This is a genomic window from Pseudomonas sp. LG1E9 (assembly GCF_003290225.1).
Classification (GTDB): domain Bacteria; phylum Pseudomonadota; class Gammaproteobacteria; order Pseudomonadales; family Pseudomonadaceae; genus Aquipseudomonas; species Aquipseudomonas cyclaminis.
Genome location: NZ_CP029983.1, coordinates 3,783,851 through 3,804,584, shown reverse-complemented (window position 1 = coordinate 3,804,584; position 20,734 = coordinate 3,783,851). Strand labels below are relative to the sequence as shown.

General features: G+C 58.5%; 18 protein-coding genes and 1 pseudogene. 13 read left to right on the top strand and 6 right to left on the bottom strand.

Features of this window, described 5'->3' with window-relative positions:
- Window positions 1–89 precede the first annotated feature (89 nt).
- Complete coding sequence (locus tag DNK50_RS17425) at window positions 90–1,361, top strand: OmpP1/FadL family transporter (RefSeq protein WP_112195400.1); 1,272 nt, start codon at window positions 90–92, stop codon at window positions 1,359–1,361.
- A 48-nt stretch (window positions 1,362–1,409) separates the two neighbouring features.
- On the opposite strand, the gene DNK50_RS17420 is transcribed toward DNK50_RS17425, so the two are convergent.
- Complete coding sequence (locus tag DNK50_RS17420) at window positions 1,410–2,870, bottom strand: efflux transporter outer membrane subunit (protein ID WP_112195398.1); 1,461 nt, start codon at window positions 2,868–2,870, stop codon at window positions 1,410–1,412.
- 206 nt (window positions 2,871–3,076) lie between these two features.
- Here DNK50_RS17420 and DNK50_RS17415 point away from each other — a divergent pair, with 206 nt between their 5' ends.
- The 3 genes from DNK50_RS17415 to fabF are packed head-to-tail and all read left to right on the top strand — an operon-like array spanning window position 3,077 to window position 8,602.
- A complete protein-coding gene (locus DNK50_RS17415) occupies window positions 3,077–4,186 on the top strand; it encodes an efflux RND transporter periplasmic adaptor subunit (RefSeq protein WP_112195396.1) in 1,110 nt (369 codons plus the stop codon).
- Entirely contained in the window at window positions 4,183–7,293 is a 3,111-nt protein-coding gene (locus DNK50_RS17410; RefSeq protein WP_112195394.1) for an efflux RND transporter permease subunit, read from the top strand. Before DNK50_RS17415 ends, DNK50_RS17410 begins: the two co-directional genes overlap by 4 nt.
- A 10-nt stretch (window positions 7,294–7,303) precedes the next feature.
- Complete coding sequence (gene fabF / locus DNK50_RS17405) at window positions 7,304–8,602, top strand: beta-ketoacyl-ACP synthase II (RefSeq protein WP_099583108.1); 1,299 nt, start codon at window positions 7,304–7,306, stop codon at window positions 8,600–8,602.
- Window positions 8,603–8,676: 74 nt separating this feature from the next.
- On the opposite strand, the pseudogene DNK50_RS17400 reads toward fabF, so the two are convergent.
- Window positions 8,677–8,796: pseudogene (locus DNK50_RS17400) on the bottom strand (transposase domain-containing protein); the annotation flags it as partial.
- 73 nt (window positions 8,797–8,869) lie between these two features.
- Here DNK50_RS17400 and DNK50_RS17395 point away from each other — a divergent pair.
- From DNK50_RS17395 to DNK50_RS17360, 8 genes are all read left to right on the top strand, one after another.
- Complete coding sequence (locus DNK50_RS17395; protein WP_112195392.1) at window positions 8,870–9,376, top strand: CinA family protein; 507 nt, start codon at window positions 8,870–8,872, stop codon at window positions 9,374–9,376.
- Window positions 9,376–9,894, top strand: a complete 519-nt coding sequence (locus tag DNK50_RS17390) for a hypothetical protein (RefSeq protein WP_112195390.1) — start codon at window positions 9,376–9,378, stop codon at window positions 9,892–9,894. The genes DNK50_RS17395 and DNK50_RS17390 overlap by 1 nt, the downstream gene beginning before the upstream one ends.
- Before the next feature lie 7 nt (window positions 9,895–9,901).
- Window positions 9,902–10,348: a DUF421 domain-containing protein gene (locus DNK50_RS17385; RefSeq protein ID WP_054070289.1), complete on the top strand. Its 447-nt coding sequence runs from the start codon at window positions 9,902–9,904 to the stop codon at window positions 10,346–10,348.
- A 95-nt stretch (window positions 10,349–10,443) separates the two neighbouring features.
- On the top strand, window positions 10,444–10,671 hold the full coding sequence (locus DNK50_RS17380; protein WP_112195388.1) for a PLD nuclease N-terminal domain-containing protein: 228 nt from the start codon (window positions 10,444–10,446) through the stop codon (window positions 10,669–10,671).
- A 22-nt stretch (window positions 10,672–10,693) separates the two neighbouring features.
- The gene (locus DNK50_RS17375) at window positions 10,694–11,623 is read left to right on the top strand and encodes a ZIP family metal transporter (RefSeq protein WP_112195386.1); all 930 of its coding nucleotides are present in this window, start codon (window positions 10,694–10,696) and stop codon (window positions 11,621–11,623) included.
- Between the two features lie 224 nt (window positions 11,624–11,847).
- Window positions 11,848–12,864: a M42 family peptidase gene (locus DNK50_RS17370; protein ID WP_256595619.1), complete on the top strand. Its 1,017-nt coding sequence runs from the start codon at window positions 11,848–11,850 to the stop codon at window positions 12,862–12,864.
- Between the two features lie 331 nt (window positions 12,865–13,195).
- Window positions 13,196–14,080 carry a manganese catalase family protein gene (locus DNK50_RS17365; protein ID WP_112195384.1) on the top strand — a complete coding sequence of 295 codons (885 nt, stop codon included), beginning with the start codon at window positions 13,196–13,198 and terminating at the stop codon, window positions 14,078–14,080.
- 109 nt (window positions 14,081–14,189) lie between these two features.
- The gene (locus DNK50_RS17360; protein ID WP_177411539.1) at window positions 14,190–15,791 is read left to right on the top strand and encodes a histidine kinase famiy protein; all 1,602 of its coding nucleotides are present in this window, start codon (window positions 14,190–14,192) and stop codon (window positions 15,789–15,791) included.
- Window positions 15,792–15,985: 194 nt separating this feature from the next.
- Here the strand turns inward: DNK50_RS17360 and cyoD are convergent, their stop codons facing one another.
- The 4 genes from cyoD to cyoA are packed head-to-tail and all read right to left on the bottom strand — an operon-like array spanning window position 15,986 to window position 19,843.
- Window positions 15,986–16,324 carry a cytochrome o ubiquinol oxidase subunit IV gene (gene cyoD, locus DNK50_RS17355; RefSeq protein ID WP_112195382.1) on the bottom strand — a complete coding sequence of 113 codons (339 nt, stop codon included), beginning with the start codon at window positions 16,322–16,324 and terminating at the stop codon, window positions 15,986–15,988.
- A 1-nt stretch (window position 16,325) separates the two neighbouring features.
- Window positions 16,326–16,940, bottom strand: a complete 615-nt coding sequence (locus tag DNK50_RS17350) for a cytochrome o ubiquinol oxidase subunit III (RefSeq protein WP_099583101.1) — start codon at window positions 16,938–16,940, stop codon at window positions 16,326–16,328.
- Window positions 16,941–16,943: 3 nt separating this feature from the next.
- On the bottom strand, window positions 16,944–18,917 hold the full coding sequence (gene cyoB / locus DNK50_RS17345) for a cytochrome o ubiquinol oxidase subunit I (RefSeq protein WP_112195380.1): 1,974 nt from the start codon (window positions 18,915–18,917) through the stop codon (window positions 16,944–16,946).
- Window positions 18,918–18,919: 2 nt separating this feature from the next.
- Window positions 18,920–19,843 (bottom strand): ubiquinol oxidase subunit II, encoded by a 924-nt coding sequence (gene cyoA / locus DNK50_RS17340; RefSeq protein ID WP_112195378.1) that lies wholly within the window; start codon window positions 19,841–19,843, stop codon window positions 18,920–18,922.
- 418 nt (window positions 19,844–20,261) lie between these two features.
- Here cyoA and DNK50_RS17335 point away from each other — a divergent pair, with 418 nt between their 5' ends.
- On the top strand, window positions 20,262–20,576 hold the full coding sequence (locus tag DNK50_RS17335) for a hypothetical protein (RefSeq protein ID WP_112195375.1): 315 nt from the start codon (window positions 20,262–20,264) through the stop codon (window positions 20,574–20,576).
- The last annotated feature ends 158 nt before the right edge of the window (window positions 20,577–20,734 follow it).

Genomic DNA, 20,734 nt, shown 5'->3' with positions numbered 1-20,734 from the left:
GCTTTGGCGGCATCGCTATGATTCAGCGCCTCTCTGTTACTTGCGCGGCGACCGCCGGGTTCTTTCGGTGACCATGAAGAGTTCCAATAATGAAAAAAAACTTGCTCAAACGTCCACTTGGACTGGCTGTCGTGCTTGCTTCTTCTAACGTGCTGGCGAGCGGTTTTGCGCTCAACGAACAAAGCATCAGCGGGATGGGCTCCGGGTTTGCCGGTCGCTCTTCTTCGGCTGAAGATGCGAGCACGGTCTTCGGTAATCCGGCGGGTATGGCTCGCTTGAAAAGCGAGCAGGTCAGCGTGGGTGGCGCGACGCTTTTCGCGAAGTCGGATATAAGCCAGACGCGCAGTACATTCGGCGGTCAGGAAGACGGCGACATGGTGCCAGTGACCACGGTACCGATGGGGTACTACGTGAAGCCTATTGATGAGCATTGGGCATTCGGTGTGGGGTTCTATGTGCCGTTTGGTCTGATGACCGATTACGGCAGCGATTTTGCCGGCCGTTACTATGCCAACAAAAGTGAAGTCACGACCCTTACGTTTCAGCCCACCGTCAGCTATGCCTTTAACGATAAAGTATCGATTGGGTTTGGTCCTACCATCAACCGCATCAGCGGCGAGCTGTCCGGGATGGTGCCCAATCCGCTGAGCCCCGGCCGCAATGACGGCAAACTCAAAAGTACAGGGGATGACACGGCTCTGGGTTTCAACGTCGGTATCTTGGTGCAGGCTACAGACCGCACCCGTCTGGGGATGACTTACCATTCCAAGGTCAGCTACCGCCTGGATGCCAAGACCAAGGTCACTGACGGTCTCTTTAGCGTGCTGGGGGTGAGTGGTCGCAGCTATGACGCTTCGCTGGAAGTGGATACTCCAGAGTCCGTGGACATGTCGTTGACTCATCAACTGGATGATGACTGGACCCTATACGCTGGGAGTACCTGGACGCGGTGGAGTCGCTTCAAGGAATTGACCAGCGAGACCAAAGGGTTGCCTCCTTTGTTGAGTGCTCAACTGGGTTCCGTCACCGAAGAACAGAACTGGCATGATACGTGGGCTCACGCGATCGGCGCGGCGTACAAGTTAAATGATCAGTGGGTGCTTCGTTCCGGCTTCTCGGTCGATCAGTCGCCCACCAATAACACCGATCGAGGGCCGCGCATTCCTACGGGCGACCGGAAAGTGTTCAGCGTCGGCGCAGGCTGGACCCCCGCAAACAACTTCACAATTGATGTTGCCTACTCTTATCTGTGGGAAGAGAGTGTTCAGATCAATCACGTCTCTGCGACCAGGGGCGCATACAGTTCCAAGTATAAAAACAGCGCGAGCGGTCTTGGAGCCTCTGTCAGTTATCGGTTCTGATTGGCTGCTGTTCCACACGCGGCCCTGCCGTACGGCAGGGCCCGTAGTTTATCGAGTCGCCACACGCTGGGACTCAGGCGCTTGCCAGCCACCGCCGAGCGCTCTGAAGGCGGCGACCGCTGCCCGTGCCGATTCGGTTCGAGCTTGTGCGCGAGCATCGGACGAGCGCAGCAGGATCTCGTCGGCGTGCAGCACATCGATCAGGCTGACTGTGCCGTTTTGATAGGCTGTGAACGACGATTGGCGGGCCTGTGTCAGGGCGTCCTCGCCTGCGGTGAGAGTTGTGGCTTGAACTTCCCGATTCACCAGGGCGGAGAAGGCGTTTTCGACATCCTCAGTGGCGCGCAAGACAGACTGGCGGTAAGCGGCCAGTGCTTCGGCTTCCTGCCCCTTTGCCTGGTCAATCTGTGCGTTTATGCGACCGAAGTCGAAGAGCCTCCAGCGCAGGCCCAAGACGCCTGCCGACTGGCTGGCACCGCCGGTAAACAGATTGCCGCCGGATACGGCCGTGGCACTGCCGAGCAATGCGCTCAGTGAAAACTTCGGGTAGTACTCAGCGGCGGCCGCACCGATGCGTGCATTGGAGGCCGCGAGGCGGCGCTCAGCCACAATCAGATCTGGCCGGCGGCGCAGCAAATCGGCGGGTGTTCCAGTGTCGTTCAGTTGTGGTGCCAGAGGAATCGTGCCCTGACTTGCCAATTGCGTTCGATGCGTGCCTGGAGGTGTGCCGAGGATCACATCGAGTGCGTTAATGGCGGCATCCAAGCCAGTTTGCAGAGCCGGTACTGTCGCCTGGACTTGCGACAGCGCGCCTTCCGTTTGGCGAACCTCATAGCTGGCGGCGAGGCCTTTGCCATAGAGCAGTTGGACTTTTTCCAGCAATTGCTCCTGCGTTTTGACTTGTCGGTTTGCGATGTCCAGCCGGGCCTGCAATCCACGTACCGTGATGTAGATATCAGCCGTCTGCGCAGCGATGGCCAGGCGTGTGGCGGCAGCGCCAGCCTCGAAGGCCTGGTACTCGGCCAGTGCGGCCTCGCGCCCGCGTCGCAGGCCGCCGAACACATCCACCTCCCAGCTCGCATCAAGGTTGAGCTCGTAGGAACTTCCGTATCGATCAAAGCCAGGGGTTGAATTCAACACCTGGCCCAGTGGCGTCTCGATTGACTGATAGGAACGCGCAGCCTGACCACTGATGTTTCCCGAGGGCAGTAAAGCGGCATTGGCGGCGCCCAGTCCTGCGCGCGCTTGTGTGACTCGCGCCGCCGCTTGTGCCAGGTCCAGGTTCTGCGCAAGGGCTTTAGAGACGAAGTCGGCCAACTGTGGATCACCAAAGCCTTCCCACCACGCGGCAAGACTCGCCTGCGGCGCACCAGGCCGTTGTTCAACAGCGGCCTGGCCCATATATGCACCGGAAAGCGGCGCGTCAGGACGCTGATAGTCCGGACCGACCGCGCAACCTGCTATCAGGCTGGCGCTCACCAAAAGAGCGAGGGGGTGAAGGGAGGGCATTGAGATTCCTTGAATCGAATGTTGGATGTGACCATGTTACGTTATGGTCACTATCTGTCAATTGACACTATTGCTCAACGACCAGTTTGACCTATAAACGCGACTGCCAGGCTTTTAGATCGATGCATGGCAATTGTGACCGTTGACAAATATAGTCACATGTCTAAAAATATGATTTCCATCCTATTATTTAATCAAGGGAATCTATGCGCCGGCTTCGACCTGCCCCTATTGCCGCTTGCTTGTTGCCTCTCGTCCTGACGGCGTGTGGCGAGCCATCCACCGCTCAAGATCCGCGCACGCAAGCCCCGCTGGTGAGGTCGGCAGCGGTTCAGGCTTCCTCTGATATCTCGCGTTCTTTCACTGGGGTGGTCGCTGCCCGTACTCAGGGCGATTTGGGCTTTCGGGTGTCAGGCAAGATCCTAGAGCGCTTGGTTGACACCGGCCAGACCGTCAAGCGTGGCCAGCCGCTCATGCGACTCGACCCGATTGACTTGGGTTTGCAGGCGCGGGCACAGCAAGAGTCGGTCACAGCCGCTAGGGCCCGAGCCAAGCAGACTGCGGATGACGAAGCGCGTTACCGTGATCTGGTCGCTGCAGGTGCGGTCTCTGCATCGGCCTATGACCAGATCAAAGCGGCGGCGGATACCGCCAAGGCACAACTGAGCGCCGCGCAAGCGCAGGCTGATGTGGCAAGGAATGCTTCGGGTTATGCGGTGCTGGTGGCGGATACCGACGGCGTCGTGGTGGAGACGCTCGCTGAGCCTGGGCAAGTCGTCAGCCCGGGGCAGCCGGTGGTTCGGCTCGCGAGAGCAGGGCAGCGCGAGGCTATCGTGCACCTGCCCGAGACCGTGCGCCCGGCAGTCGGGTCTTCCGCGCAAGCGACACTTTATGGCAACACCACCGGTGCGGTTACCGCAAGGCTCAGGCTGCTGTCGGACTCGGCGGACCGTATGACTCGCACCTTCGAGGCGCGATATGTGCTGGAGGGCGCACTGGCGAATGCGCCACTTGGTTCGACCGTCACACTCAGGATTGGCGAAGGCGCGGCGCAGGGGCCGGTGTTGCAAGTACCCATCGCGGCGGTTTATGACCCCGGCAAGGGGACGGGGGTGTGGGTCATCGCCGGTACACCGGCGAAAGTGAGTTGGCGGCCTGTGCAGGTCCTGGGTTTAAGCGACGATGCAGCACGCGTCGCAGGCGATCTCAAGGAAGGCGAGCCGGTTGTAGCCTTGGGTGCACACCTGCTGCGCGATGGCGAAGAGGTGCGGCTGGCTCAACAGGGTGACGTCAAGGTTGCGGGGACTCATCCATGAGCGAGGGTCGTTTCAACCTTTCGGCGCTCGCCGTACGCGAGCGCTCGATCACGGTATTTTTGATCTTCCTGATTGCTGTTGCGGGCATCCTGTCGTTCTTCCAGTTGGGGCGCGCGGAGGATCCTCCCTTTACGGTCAAGCAGTTGACGGTGGTCACCGCGTGGCCGGGGGCGACTGCCCAGGAGATGCAGGATCAGGTCGCAGAGCCGCTTGAAAAACGCCTGCAGGAACTGAAGTGGTACGACCGCTCGGAAACCTATACCCGCCCGGGCCTGGCGTTCACGATGCTGTCATTGCTCGATAGCACGCCGCCGTCGCAGGTGCAGGAGGAGTTCTATCAGGCGCGTAAAAAGCTCGATGATGAGGCGATAAAGCTGCCGGCCGGTGTCATTGGGCCGATGGTCAACGATGAATTCTCGGACGTGACATTCGCCCTGTTTGCCCTGAAAGCCAAAGGCGAGCCACAGCGCCTGTTGGTGCGCGATGCCGAGTCGTTGCGCCAGCGCCTGCTGCATGTGCCGGGTGTGAAGAAGGTCAATATTATCGGGGAGCAGCCCGAACGTATCTTTGTCTCGTTTTCCCATGATCGCCTGGCCACCTTGGGCGTATCGCCTCAGGACATTTTTGCCGCGCTGAATAATCAAAATGTGCTCACGCCTGCAGGTTCCATTGAAACCCAAGGACCTGAAGTCTTCCTGCGCCTGGATGGCGCCTTCGATAAGCTGCAGAAAATTCGCGACACACCTATTACGCTCCAGGGACGCACGCTCAAGCTCTCTGATGTGGCGACGATTGAACGTGGTTACGAAGATCCCAAAACCTTTCTCGTGCGTAACAACGGTGAAGATGCGTTGCTGCTGGGGATCGTGATGCGCGATGGCTGGAACGGGCTGGACCTCGGCAAGGCGCTGGATGCGGAGACCGTCAAGATCAACCAGGGCATGCCGCTGGGCATGGCGCTCACCAAAGTCACCGATCAAGCGGTGAATATCGATTCGGCCGTCGGCGAGTTCATGGTCAAGTTCTTTGTCGCACTGCTCGTGGTGATGCTGGTGTGCTTTCTCAGCATGGGCTGGCGTGTCGGCGTTGTGGTGGCGGCCGCTGTGCCGTTGACGCTGGCCGTAGTGTTTGTGGTGATGGAGGCCACGGGGAAGAACTTTGACCGGATTACCCTCGGCTCATTGATTCTGGCACTCGGCCTGCTGGTGGACGACGCCATCATTGCTATCGAAATGATGGTGGTGAAAATGGAAGAGGGCTACGACCGCATCAAGGCGTCCGCATACGCCTGGAGCCATACGGCGGCGCCGATGCTGTCCGGTACCCTGGTGACGGCGATCGGCTTTATGCCCAATGGCTTCGCGCAATCGACCGCCGGTGAGTACACCAGCAACATGTTCTGGATTGTCGGTATAGCCCTCATTGCCTCCTGGGTGGTGGCCGTTGTTTTCACCCCGTATCTGGGCGTGAAGATGCTACCGAACATTAAGACAGTCGATGGTGGCCACGCCGCCATCTACAACACCCGTCACTACAACCGCTTCCGCCGGCTGTTGACGCAGGTCATTGCGCGCAAATGGCTGGTGGCCGGCACCGTTATCGTTTTGTTTGTGGTGTCGATCCTCGGCATGGGCCTGGTCAAGAAGCAGTTCTTCCCGACCTCGGACCGTCCTGAGGTTCTGATTGAAGTGCAAATGCCCTATGGAACCTCCATTGAGCAGACCAGCGCCACCAGCGCCAAGATAGAAGCCTGGCTGCAACAGCAGGAGGAGGCAAAAATCGTCACGGCCTATATCGGGCAAGGCGCACCGCGTTTTTATCTGGCGATGGCACCGGAACTGCCGGATCCGTCATTCGCCAAAATCGTGGTGCTGACAGACAGCCAGGAGGCCCGTGAGACCCTCAAGTTGCGTCTGCGCGAGGCGGCTGCCGATGGCCTTGCGCCGCAAGCGCGGGTCCGGGTCACGCAACTGGTGTTTGGCCCGTACTCGCCGTTCCCGGTCGCCTACCGGGTGATGGGGCCTGACCCGGTGAAACTTCGCGAAATTGCCGGTCAGGTGCAGGACGTGTTGCAGGCCAGTCCGATGATGAGAACCGTCAACACCGACTGGGGCCCGCTGACGCCGACCTTGCATTTCACGCTGGATCAGGATCGTTTGCAGGCCGTGGGGTTGACGTCAAGCGCGGTGGCACAGCAACTGCAGTTCCTGCTGGCGGGCGTACCGATCACGGCGGTGCGCGAGAACATTCGTTCGGTGCAGGTGGTCGGGCGTGCGGCAGGTGATATCCGCCTTGATCCCGCCAAAATCGAAGGCTTTACCCTGGTCGGCACGGCGGGTCAGCGGATTCCGTTGTCTCAGGTAGGGGGGGTCGATGTACGTATGGAGGATCCGATCCTTCGCCGTCGTGACCGTACACCGACCATCACCGTACGCGGCGATATTGCCGAGGATCTGCAGCCGCCGGATGTGTCGAGTGCGATTGTGAAGGAACTCCAGCCGATCATCGACAAACTGCCGGACGGCTATCGGATCGAGCAAGCGGGTGCAATCGAGGAGTCGGGCAAGGCCGGTACGGCGATGTTGCCGCTGTTCCCGATCATGATTGCCATGACGCTGCTGGTCATCATTCTGCAGGTTCGCTCCATCTCCGCGATGATCATGGTGTTCCTCACCTCACCGCTGGGGTTGATGGGTGTAGTGCCGACCTTGTTACTGTTTCAACAACCCTTCGGCATCAACGCGCTGGTCGGTCTGATCGCGCTCTCGGGCATCCTGATGCGCAATACGCTGATTCTGATCGGGCAAATCCACCACAACGAACAAGAAGGGCTAGACCCTTTTCATGCGGTGGTCGAAGCCACGGTACAGCGGGCTCGCCCGGTCTTGCTGACAGCGATGGCGGCAATCCTGGCGTTCATCCCGCTGACCCATTCCGTCTTCTGGGGGACGCTGGCCTACACCCTGATCGGAGGCACGTTTGTCGGAACCATTGTGACGCTGGTATTCCTGCCTGCGATGTATTCCATATGGTTCAAGATCCGTCCCGAGCCTGAGAGCGGTACGCATACAGCGAAACCCACCCAAGCACTTCCGACTGATAAATGAAGAGGGTTCAATGAATAATCTCAACGGACAAAAGCGAATCGTGGTCACGGGCGTCGGCATTGTCGGGCCGCTGGGATGCGGGGTTGAGGAGGTCTGGAAGCGCTTGTTGGCTGGACGTTCGGGCATCCGCCAGCTACCGGGCGAGGTTACCGAGGGGACCGGTGTTGCAGTCGGTGGTCAGGTGCCGTCACTGGCGGAAGATGCCATCGCGGGGTATGACCCTGAGCGCATCATTTCGGCCAAGGACCGCAAGAAGATGGATCGCTTCATTGAGTTTGCTCTTGTGGCGGCGCATGAGGCGCTTGAGCTGGCAGGCTGGCACCCGACTGAAAGCGCAGACCAGCAAAGGACCGCGACGATTATTGCATCTGGCGTGGGCGGGTTTGGTGTGATTGCCGATGCTGTGCGGACCACCGACACACGTGGCCCGCGCAGATTATCGCCATTCACCGCGCCGTCTTTTCTCGCCAACATGGCGGCGGGGCACGTTTCCATCCAGCACGGTTTCAAAGGGCCGCTCGGCGCCCCGGTCACGGCCTGCGCCGCCGGCGTACAGGCTATCGGCGATGCCGCCAGGATCATCAGAAGTGGTGAGGCGGATATCGCCCTGTGCGGCGGTACCGAAGCGGCGATCGACCGTGTGACCCTGGGGTGTTTTGCAGCGGCGCGTGCGCTATCCACCGGTTTTGCCGAGCACCCGCAGCAGGCTTCACGGCCTTTTGATCGGGATCGCGATGGCTTCGTGATGTCCGAAGGCGCGGGGTTGCTGGTGATCGAGTCACTGGAGCATGCCCTCGCGCGTGGCGCCAAGCCACTGGCCGAGCTGGTGGGTTATGGCACCAGTGCAGATGCCTATCACCTGACCGCAGGTCCCGAGGACGGTAGCGGCGCACGCCGCGCCATGGAGCAGGCACTGCGTCAGGCGGCTGTCAGCCCTCTGGATGTGCAGCACATCAACGCACACGCGACCTCCACCCAGGTCGGTGACAAGGGCGAGTTGGCCGCCATTCGCGCGGTATTCGGGAGCGATTCTGGCGTGGCAATCAGCTCGACCAAGTCTGCCACCGGGCATCTTCTGGGTGCGGCCGGAGGCATTGAGGCGATCTTTACCGTACTGGCGCTTCGTGATCAGGTCGTGCCTCCCACGCTCAACCTGAATCATGCCGATGAGGCGGCCGCAGGGCTTGACTTGGTGCGCCTCAAGTCCCGGGAGATGGCGATCACGAACGCACTCTCAAATGGGTTCGGTTTTGGCGGCGTTAACGCGAGTGTGCTGTTCCGCCGCTGGGTGCCTGAGTCTGAAGTGTGATGACAGGTTGTGCCCGGGAGACGGCAGATGAGTCGCTGTAGAGGCTGCAAGGCAGTAAGCGTGCGAACTGCACTGACCCGACTGATCGGGCGTACGGCGATGCGCTCCAGCACGCGTGTCAAATAGGCTTGCGGGTTCAGGTCGTTGAGCTTGGCCGACCCCAGCAGGCTGTAAATCGCAGCCGCTCTAAATCCTTTTCGTCGAAAATCGTTGGAATGTTCGGCTTCTGTAGTGGTCGATCAAACAATACCCCGATGAGTTCAGCACATGCCCATCGCAGATGAGATCGTCCAATACTTGCGTGAGCACGCCTTGGTAGTGACCACGGCTGAGTCCTGCACCGCAGGCAAAATTGTCACGCTTTTGTCTGAAGTGGAAGGCAGCGGCGAATTTATCGAATGTGGTTATGTGGTGTATTCGCCACAGGCCAAGCAACGATTGCTCCATGTCAGCCCCCAGACTATCGAGACGTTCAACCTGACGAGCGTCGAAGTCGCTGAGGAAATGGCCAGAGGGGCGTTACGAGACAGCACTGCAAATGCCGCCATCGCGACTACAGGGATACTCGGCCCCGACGCTGTGGACGGCATTCCTGCGGGCACAATTTGTTTTGCCTGGGCGTTTCAGTCCGATGACAAGTGCTATCTCTTCAGTCACGAACACCGGTTCTTCGGCGGACGTTGTCAGGTTCAAGAGCAAGCCACCGAATACGCCTTGCGCCAGCTTCCTCATTTTCATCGCCGCGCGCAGCTCGGCGATACAGGTGAAGCCTGATGAGCGAAGACACCGATCATCCAGACTTGAAAAGCCGAAACCATCCCGTTCGTGAGGACATGGCCTATCAATTGACGGTCTGGCGTTTCGAGCGGGTCGGCTGGTACGTGTTGGTTCTGATTTTGGTGATGGCGCTCGGGGGCGTGTTTTCCAGAGGACTGCTCAGTTCGAGAGAGGTGCGTAGCGACGATGGGAAGGTCAGGGTCGAATACGAGATGTTTCATCGAAACGGCTCCACCAACTCGATGAAAATCACGCTGACAGAAAGGCCAAACTCACCCGTTGAACTGGAGCTGGCTGGGCAGTTGCTAGAGGGCTTCAGCATTGAAACATTACAACCTGAACCATTGCGCTCACGCAGCTCTTCTCAGGGCATGAAACTCTGGATGCAAACTGACGCTGACGGGCAGGCAACCCTGTACATCACCTTACGCGGCGACGCGGTCGGTCTCTTGCGCAGCAAAATCATCTCCGCCGGCACTTCAAGCGTAAGGCTTGTTCAATTCATTTTTCCTTAGGTGACCTATGGACTCTGTCTTGCGTGCAGGAGCAATGTATCTAGCCCTTATGGTGCTCTTCAAGATTGCTGGGCGGCGCTCATTGGCAGAGCTGACGACCTTCGATTTCGTCTTGCTGATGATGATCGGCGAAGCCACCCAGCAAGCGCTGCTGGGCGATGATTTTTCCATCACCAACGGCGTGCTCGTCATCGTGACGCTGATCGCCATTGACGTTGGCCTATCGCTGCTTAAACAGCGTTCTGGCTGGGTATCAAGGCTGATCGATGGTGAGCCAACGATCATCGTCGAGAATGGCAAGCTCCTGCACAGACGCCTGCGTCACGCTCGATTAATCGAAGCCGATGTAATGGAGGCTGCGCGCTCCAGCCAAGGTATCGAGAGGCTGGAAGAGATCAAGTTCGCGATAATTGAGCGCAACGGAAAAATCTCCATCATTGCCAAAGAAAATTAAAACGCAGACCCGTGCTAGCTGCAGCCCCGTGATTTTCTTGGAACGTCCGTATTTGCCCGGAGCCTAAGGGTTAACACCCTAAGGAGGGCTAAACCATGTCTGAAGCCACCAGCTATTTTGCGATTGCTGTCGCCGTGTTCATTCTGCTTGTCGATCTATTGGCCATTGTCAGCGTGTTTCGGAGTGACAAAACCGTAGGGATAAAATCAGCGTGGGCGCTTGCTCTGATCATATTCCCGGTAGTGGGTTTGGTCGTCTGGGGAGTCGCCGGACCACGGGGCGTCAAGGAGGGGCCTTCTTCGCCCGAGCACAGTAAAGGCTGACGCTTAAAGCTACGGAGGAAGAATGACGGAACCCTCTTCATCTTTTGGAGTGCACTTGCGCGGTTGGTTGGCACACGTTTCCCGCTCAGGGTGGGGAGGACTGTCCTTTTGGGCGTTGCTGTTGTGTGTCACTGTTTTCCTCTTGGTCAGCGGTTATGGATCGTTTGTCGGTGCCAACAAGGCGAATCTCCGCTTTGCTTTTCTGGGTGGGCTATCCGGGTTCGCCGCGACAGGACTTGGAGCCATTGCAGCAGTCGCATTGCGTGACATAACCGCCCGTACGCAAGACATCATGCTTGGCTTTGCCGCCGGCATGATGCTGGCCGCCAGTTCCTTCTCGCTCATTCTCCCTGGTATCGAAGCAGCTCAGGCCCTTTGCGCAAACCAGTTGCTCGCAGCATGCGTTGTTGTTGCGGGATTAGGGTTGGGCGTAGCGCTGATGGTTGGCCTTGATCGTTTCGTCCCTCACGAACACGAGAAAAGCGGACGCAGGGGGCCGGACGCGCAGCGTATCAATCGGGTCTGGTTGTTCGTCTTGGCAATCACGCTGCATAACCTGCCAGAAGGGATGGCTATTGGAGTGAGCTTCGCCAACGGCGATATGAAGGTGGGGCTGCCGCTGACAACCGCGATTGCCATACAGGACATTCCGGAAGGGTTGGCAGTCGCCCTGGCATTACGGGTGACAGGCATCTCTGCGCTTCGAGCCGCGCTGATTGCGGTTGGTTCGGGGCTGATGGAACCCTTGGGGGCAATTGTCGGTTTAGGGATTTCCAGTAGTTTCGCCTTGGGGTATCCCATCGCTCTAGGTTTAGCAGCTGGCGCCATGATTTTTGTAGTGTCCCATGAGGTCATTCCCGAAACACATCGCAATGGTCATGAGACACCAGCGACCTTAGGCCTGATGCTGGGTTTCGCAGTCATGATGTTTCTTGATACAGCCCTGGGTTAGTTCTGAACCTTTTATCCGTCGCCCTGAAAAATTTCCGGAACACCTCTTGAATTTGTAATCCAAGTAAAAGCCGTGATTTGAAATCAGGCGGCGCTGCAATGGTGCCGCTTGCCATTTACAAATGCCTGCGCGAGAGACCGAAAATGTCTGATGCACAACGTGAAGCGAATTCCAGAGCCTCAAACCCGCAAAACACACTTTCCGAATTGTTGACTCAACTCCTGATGGCTCGCGGGCCAGGTGGGCAGGAAGATGAGGTTCGCGAAATATGCTTGCAAACCATTACTCCTCTCTGCGACGAAACATGGGTTGATGCCGCAGGTAACGTCATAGGACTTATCAAGGGTAAGCGGGAGGTTACCGAATCGCGCAGAGCCGTAAGGGTCATGGCGCACATGGATGAAATCGCGATGGTGGTTAAGAGCGTCAATGAAGACGGCACATTGAGAGTTACTGCGCTGGGAGGCGCGAACCCGGTGAATTTCGGTATGTGTCCGGTTGATATTCTGGGTGATAACGAAATTATCCCAGGCGTTTTATCTTTCGGCTCAATGCATGCAACGCAGAATGCACCCCAAGGCGCTGATGTGTTATCGGGAAACGTGCACTGGAATGACGTTCATGTGATTACGCGATCTTCACCGCCGATCTTGCGCACTCAGGGCGTACGTCCGGGTACGCGGGTCGTGTTGAGTCGTCATTGGCGTGAACCGTTTCGGGTGGGTGACGCCATCGCTGCGCATTTTCTGGATGACCGTGCCCCCATGGCGGCCGTGATCGATTCCGCCCATCAATTGAGCCATCGTCGAGATGAGCTGGCATGCGACGTATATCTTGTATTTACGACGTCGGAAGAAGAATCCAATGCAGGGGCGATGTTCGCATCCGCATCTCTCCCAGGTGAAACCACTATCGCTGTAGAGGTCGGGCCAGTGATGGATGAGTATGGAACGAGGCTGAGTGTCGATCCAATCATCAATACCGGCGACGAAAAGGGTTATTACACACGCGACATCGTGACGTCCTTAGCTGCTGCAGCAGAGCGCTGTGGTTACAGCCCTCAATATGCGTTACTCGTCGATTTTGCTTCAGATGCGAGCGCCGTATTAAGCAATGGCTCGTCGGCCAGAGCGGGGTGCATAGCAATACCTACCGAAAACACTCATGGTTATGAGCTGATTGTGGACGGCGCAGTTCGGGCTTGTTCGGCGACGCTTTGCGAGTACCTGGCCACTTGCTAAAGGCTGAAAGCCTTCCAGCGAGTAGCTTGTTCAAACGGATGAGGCTACAGGCGCGGGAACGTGCATGCTCGCTTCAACATAAGTTTCGGCTCACCACATGACTTTGCGCTTCGCTTGCCAGTCGCGCCGTTCATCGCCTGAGCCGAACGAGGACGCCGGGAAGTGAGCCACAAGTGCTCTGCGTCGCGGTTTCGCTTGATGCGTAACCCCCGACCGCTGGTCGCACTGCAACGGTTTATTTTGAAATTTATGAACAGGGAAGCGCCTCACAAAAAGGTAGGCAGCGCTCCAGGCGGGCGCTGCCCCTTTCTAAGCCTGAGGAGATTTGTTCATGTTTCTACATAACAAGCGACTTCAATACACAGTCCGTGTCGCCGAGCCTAATCCAGGTCTGGCCAACCTGCTGCTGGAACAGTTTGGCGGCGCTCAAGGGGAGCTCGCGGCAGCGTCCCGCTACTTCACCCAGGCCTTGGCTGAAGACGATCCGGGCCGCAAGGATCTGCTGATGGACATCGCCACCGAAGAGCTCAGCCATCTGGAGATCGTCGGGTCCATCATCGTGATGCTCAACAAGGGCGCCAAGGGGCGCCTGGCCGAAGGCGTGGAAGAGGAGGGCGAGTTGTATCGTTCCCTCAACGGTGCCGGCAATGACTCTCACATCACCAGCCTGCTGTACGGTGCCGGTGCGCCATTGACCAACTCTGCCGGCGTGCCCTGGACAGCGGCCTATATCGACACCATCGGTGAGCCCACCGCGGACATGCGCTCCAATATCGCCGCCGAAGCCCGCGCCAAAATCGTCTACGAGCGGTTGATGAACGTCACGGATGATCCGGGCGTAAAAGAGGCGCTGGGCTTTTTGATGACGCGGGAAATCGCGCATCAACTGTCTTTTGAAAAGGCGCTGCATTCGATCCAGCCGAACTTCCCTCAAGGCAAGCTGCCGGGCATGCCGGAATTCACGCAGGTTTATTACAACATGTCCCAAGGCGCGCAAAGTCTGCGTGGCCCGTGGAACCAGGGCGAAGGGTGGGAGTTCGTGGAGAACCCGCAACCGGCGGTCGATGGTGGTGATGGCTTGGCCACTGTGCAACTGGATGCCGATGACGAAGCGACGTTGAGCGCGATGAAGATCCGCACGGCCTCGGACGCGACGAGCGACCCCGTTACCGGTGCTGACCTGGGCTCGGGAATGCAATCTAAACGCGAGATTTGACGTTGGGCGGCGCCCGACCGGCGGCGGCGGGCGCCAATTCAGTGCAGGGTGGCACTGTGCGACGTTTTCACGGTCCATGGAACACGCGCCACGTAACTGGAGGTGAACCTTGGCAAGCAAGAAAAAGCCCGTGGTCGACCGTGTCGACCCGGCTCGGCTCTCTTCCAGCCGCAAAGACCTGTTTTTCGCGGCCATGGAAACCAGCCAAAGCGCGATGATCGTTTGCGACCCGGCCCAACCCGACAACCCGATCATCTTCGCCAATCAGGCGTTCCTGAGGCTGACGGGGTATGAACAGGATGAAGTCATCGGGCGCAATTGCAGGCTCCTGCAAGGACCTGAAACCGATAAACGTGCGCTGCGGCAAGTGCAGCAAGCGATGACATGCCGCCATGAGGTGTGTGTGGAAGTACTCAACTACCGCAAGGACGGTTCGACGTTCTGGAATGAACTGTTCATTTCGCCGTTGTTCAACGAAAGCGGCCAATTGGTGTACTTTTTTGCCTCCCAATTGGACGTGAGCCGGCGCCACGACGCTGAACTGCGCGTGCGCCGCGTCCAGGACCTGGAGGCCCTGGGGCAACTGACCGGCGGCATCGCCCATGACTTCAATAACCTGCTGCAGGTGATGGTCGGTTATCTCGAACTGATCCAGCAGAGCGCCAAGCGCCCCGGCACCGACCCGCAGCGCATCTTCAACAGCGCCAGCCGCGCCAGGGCCGCCGCCGAAAAAGCTCAAACCCTGACCCAACAACTACTCGCGTTCTCGCGCAAGCAACGGCTCGACAGTCGCGTGATCAACCTGAACACCTTGCTGAGCCGCACCGATTTCCTGGCGCAGGCACTGCAGGATGTCCAACTGCAGGTGGATCTGGCTGAGGACCTGTGGAACTGCCGTATTGACCCTGCGCAGGCGGAGCTGGCCGTGCAGCATTTGTTATCCAACGCCCAGGATGCGCTCGAAGGACATGCCGCGCCGACCGTGACGGTCAAGACGCGCAACGTTCAGGTTCCGGGCGATGCCAATGCGCAACGCGACGGGCTGGCTGAAGGCCGCTACGTGGGCCTCTCGATCAGCGATAACGGCAATGGCATTGATGAGAGAGTCCAGGAGAAAATCATGCAGCCGTTCTTCACCACCAAGGAAGAGGGCAAGGGCTCGGGGCTGGGGTTGTCGATGGTGTATGGCTTCGTCAAGCAATCGGGCGGTACTGCGCGCATCCATTCCTACCCAGGCGTTGGCACGACGGTATGCCTGTATTTTCCGGCGAACGACAGCCAACTCTGGGTCGAGCAAACGCCTGCGGCCACCTCGCTTCAAGGCGACGAGCGCATCTTGATCGTGGAGGACCGGCCCGAAGTGGCCGAGCTCGCGCAGGAGGTTCTGTCTGACTACGGTTATCGCACCGACATTGCGCACACTGCCGCCGAGGCGCTGGACCGGCTCGCCGGCACGACCTATGACCTGGTGTTCAGTGACTTGATCATGCCCGGCCAGATGAATGGCGCGGAGCTCGCGCGCGAGATAGCGCGCCTGTATCCGCACACCAGGGTGCTGCTTACGACGGGCTATGCGAAAGACTCGTTGGAGCGCGCGGATATACAGGTGCATGAATTCGAGCTGATTGCCAAACCCTACCAGCCCGCTGATTTGCCCAGGAAGATTCGCAGCTTGCTCGACACAGCGTGGACAGCGCCAGCATCAGGTTGAGGGCCATCACCAACAGAATCGAGAAGCCGAAGATCGAGCGCGCCCAGCGCGTTGGATCGACACGGCGCATTCCGCTGTTGGCGAGCGCCAGCCAGTAACCGCCCAAGGCGCTGATCACGGCGAAATACGGTATGCCCATCTGGGCCACCACTCCCAGCAGCAGGGTGCCGACGCAGAAGGCCAGGGTGTACACCTTAATGCGCCAGCATGTTGTGGTGAATACTGCCCATGATCCATAGCGAGAGCCCTACCAGCAAAAGAATGATGACCGCCGAAAAAATCAGTGCAATCAGGTTCCAGCGTTGTTCCTCGGCCGTATCCAGATGCAGGAAGAATTTGAGGTGGACCACGATCTGGATAACCCCCAGCGCCACCACCAGCCAGGCGGTGATGGTGCGCGGAAGCGAAGGGAACATCACCAAGGCGAAAGGGATCAGGGTCAGCAGCACCGACAGCAGGAACCCGACCAAGTAGGAACGGCTACTGCCATGGCTGGTACCGGCGCTGCTGTGAATCGGACTTTGTTTGTACATGTCACACCACCCCCAACAAATAGACCACGGTAAAAACGCAGATCCACACCACATCCAGGAAGTGCCAGAACAGGCTCAGGCAACTGAGCCGGGTGGCGGTGGTGTTGGTCAGGCCTTTCTGGCGAATCTGCACCATCAGCACAGCCATCCAGATCAACCCCGTCACCACGTGCGCGCCGTGGGTGCCGACGAGGGTGAAAAACGCGGTCAGAAACGCGCTGCGGTCCGGTCCGTAGCCTTCTGCGATCAGATGGTGGAACTCGTTGATTTCCATGGCGATGAAGCCGGCGCCGAGCACGAACGTGAGTCCCAGCCAACGCAGCACCTGGCTTTGCTGGCCACGGTTCATCGCGAGCATCGCGTAGCCGTAGGTGATGCTGCTCAACAGCAGCAGCATGGTTTCAGCGAGCACATAGGGCAGTTCGAAAATATCCACGCTCGAAGGACCGCCGGCCACGCTGTCGCGCAACACCGCATAGCCGGCGAACAAGCTCGCGAACAGGATGCAGTCGGTCATCAGGTAGATCCAGAACCCGAAGACGCTCAGCGAACCCGCGTCTTCATGTCCGTGTTCCTGAATATGAGCGACGTCTTTTTCAATCACGATATTGGACATGGATCAAGCCTCTGCCAGGTCTTTGAGACGTGCCGTTTCGATGCGTGCCACCTCTTGCGCGGGCACGAAGTAATCGGTGTCTTCGTCGTAGCTGCGCACCACGAACGCGACCACCGAAGCCACCAGCCCGAACGCCGCCAGCCACCAGATGTGCCAGACCAGGGCGAAGCTGCAGATCAGCGCAAACAGGCTGATCACCAGGCCCGAGGCGGTGTTGCGCGGCATGTGGATGCTTCGGTAATCGGTATGGCTGAGGGTGCTCACGCCGCGCTCCTTCATGCCCCAATAAGCGTCCAGGTCATTGACCTTGGGTTGCTCGGCGAAGTTGTACAGCGGTGGCGGAGAGGCGGTGGCCCACTCCAGGGTGCGCCCGTCCCACGGGTCGCCAGTGAGGTCGCGGTATTGGTGGCGGTTGCGGATGCTGACGAACAGTTGCAGTGCCTGGGCGGCCACGCCGCAGAGGATGATTGCCACGCCCAGCAGTTCCAGCAGCAGCCAAGGCCGCCATTCCGGATTATCGAAGTGGTTGAGTCGGCGGGTCATGCCCATGAAGCCCAGTACGTACGACGGCATGAACGCGAAATAAAAGCCGATCAGCCAGCACCAGAAGGCGATGCGGCCCAGCTTGTCGTTCAAGCGGAAGCCAAAGGCCTTGGGGAACCAGTAGGTCAGGCCGGCCATGTAGCCGAACACCGCGCCGCCGATGATCACGTTGTGAAAATGCGCGATCAGGAACAGGCTGTTGTGCAGCATAAAGTCGGCGCCCGGTACTGCCAGCAATACCCCGGTCATCCCGCCGATGCTGAAGGTCACGATAAAGCCCAGTGTCCACAGCATGGGGGTCTCGAAGCGCACCCGGCCACGGTACATGGTGAACAGCCAGGTGAAGATTTTCACCCCGGTCGGCACCGCGATAATCATGGTCATGATGCCGAAGAACGCGTTGACGTTACCCCCTGCGCCCATGGTGAAAAAGTGGTGCAGCCACACGATGAACGACAACACGGTAATCGCAATCGTCGCCCATACCAGCGACACGTAACCGAACAGCCGCTTACTGCTGAAGGTCGCGGCAATCTCGGAAAACACCCCGAACGCCGGCAGGATCAGGATGTACACCTCCGGATGCCCCCAGGCCCAGATCAAGTTGACGTACATCATCGGGTTGCCGCCGGCTTCGTTGGTGAAGAAATGCATGCCCAGGTAACGGTCCAGCGACAGCATCAGCAGGGTGGCAGTAAGAATCGGAAACGACGCCAGGATCAGCACCGAGGTGCACAGCGCATTCCAGGTGAACACCGGCATTTTGAACAACGTCATGCCTTCGGTACGCATCTTCAAGATCGTGACGAAGAAATTCAGCCCCGTCAGTAACGTGCCGATGCCGGATATCTGCAATGACCAGATGTAGTAGTCCACCCCGACCCCGGGGCTGTAGGCCAACCCGGATAACGGCGGATAGGCGACCCAACCGGTTCGTGCGAACTCACCGATCCCCAGTGAGACGTTGACCAGCGCGGCACCGGCTACGAACAGCCAGAAGCTCAGCGCGTTGAGAAACGGGTAGGCCACGTCGCGTGCGCCGATCTGCAACGGCACCACAACGTTCATCAAGCCGACCACGAAGGGCATGGCCACGAAGAAAATCATGATCACGCCATGGGCGGTGAAGATTTGGTCGTAGTGTTCCGGCGGCAGATAACCCGGCCCGCCACTGGCGGCCATGGCTTGCTGGGTGCGCATCATGATCGCGTCGGAAAAACCGCGTAGCAGCATCACCAGCGCGACGATGATGTACATACAGCCGATCTTTTTGTGGTCCACCGATGTGAACCACTCGCGCCACAAATAGCCCCATTTGTGCTTCCAGGTAATGGTGCCCACTATCGCCGCGCCGATCAGCCCGATGAAGGCCAGCGTATACATCACAATCGGTTCAGTGGTTGGAATCGCATCCCATGAGAGTTTTCCGAACATTGCTATTGCTCCTCGGCCAGTAAACGGGTGCGTTGATCGACGCGCTCTCCAGTGCCGCTCAATGGCGCTCGCCTGGTTTTATTGGCCTTGTTCATGCCTTCGTATTTATCGACGATGTCCAGGAACAGCCGCTCCTGCACTGCCGAGTAATAGGTCACCGGGTGCTTGATGGTGGGCTTGGCCAAGTGCGCATAGCTCGTTTGGTCAAGGGTTGTGGAGGCGCCCTTGACCTTGTTCACCCAGGCCTGGAAGTCGGTGGTGCTTAATGACAGCGTGGTGAAATGCATGTCGGAAAAACCGGGGCCGTTGTAGTTGGCGGCGATCCCTTTGAACTCGCCGGTCTCGTTGGCGATCAGGTGCAACTTGGTCTGCATGCCTGCCATGGCGTAAATCTGACCACCCAGCGCCGGTATGAAGAACGACGTCATGGCCGCATCGGAAGTGATGGTGAAACTCACCGGCGTGTGCACTGGCAAGGCCAGTTCGTTGACGCTGGCGATGCCCAGGTCTGGGTAGATGAACAGCCACTTCCAGTCGGTGGCCACCACCTGGACGTTGATCGGTGGCGTGTCCGAGTCGAGCGGGCGATAGGGGTCGAGGGCGTGGGTGGTTTTCCAGGTCACCCAGCCCAAGGCGATGATGATCAGCAGCGGCACGCCCCACACCACCGCTTCGATTTTGTGGGAACTGGCCCAGCGCGGTGAGTAACGGGCCTTTTTATTGGTGGCGCGGTAGCGGTAGGCGAATACGAACATCAGCACGATCACCGGCACCACAACCAACAGCATCAAGCCGGTGGCGAGGATAATCAGGTCGCGCTCATCGGTTGCAACCTGCCCCTTGGGGTTGAACACCACTAAGTTGCAGCCGCTTAACAAGAAGACGCTGGCGAGATATGCCAGGCAATAGCCAATCGCTCGTTTCATGCCTTGCTCCTGTATTGAAAACGTCCGTTGTGACGGCGCCGAAACTCCGGCGACAGTGTTCGTAAATCACTTAAGCGAAACGCTGGCGCTGCGTTTGTTAGTGCCTGGCGCAGTCAAGTGCCTGACGCCAGGCAATACAGCGCCATCAATGGATAAAACCCACCCACTGCCCGAATCTGTTGGCTTTCGCTACTGCTCTACGGTGCGTGTTTCACCGCGCTGCCGAATATTTTGAATAGACGTCACGGGGTTGGTTTAACAATTTGTTACTTCGCCTGACGAACGGCTTAACAAGCGAAACGGCAGTAGAGTTTTATAGGTGCATGATGCAATTTCCCTTGTAAAAAATACGGAATCCCTGTTGGGGCATTCAGGTCTTACTTGAGGGTCAACCCACTAACGGCCCGGGAGAATAGTTATGTTTATTCGTGGTAATACCTATAAAGCATGGGCAGAAAAGGCATTGGAAGAGGAATGCTTTACTCAGGAAGTGGAAAACGGTTGCCATATCGAAGTCAGAGCCCGGGAGCGCGAAGACGCCGATATCGAAGTGTTGGTCAGCGTCTATACCGCGACGGGGCAATGCGTGATCGAACGCACCAGGCAGTTGCCGGGCGCCGAATGGACCATGCACGACGCGCTCAAGCGCGGCATTGATCAGGCGGAACGGATCGCTGGCGGGGAATCGGGACGGCTGCCTTGCGCCGACGCGCACCTGCACGAGGACGATTAACGGGGCGCCGTGAAGTTCAAGTTACGCACCGCAGCGCATTCAGACGCAGCGAAATAAGCCGCCGTTGCGTATATAAGTTCGGCGCACTTGTCACCGGCTCGCCGAATAGCGTTACGGCCCTATGTACTGCTCGAAAAAAAGCCCGTACGGAGTACGGG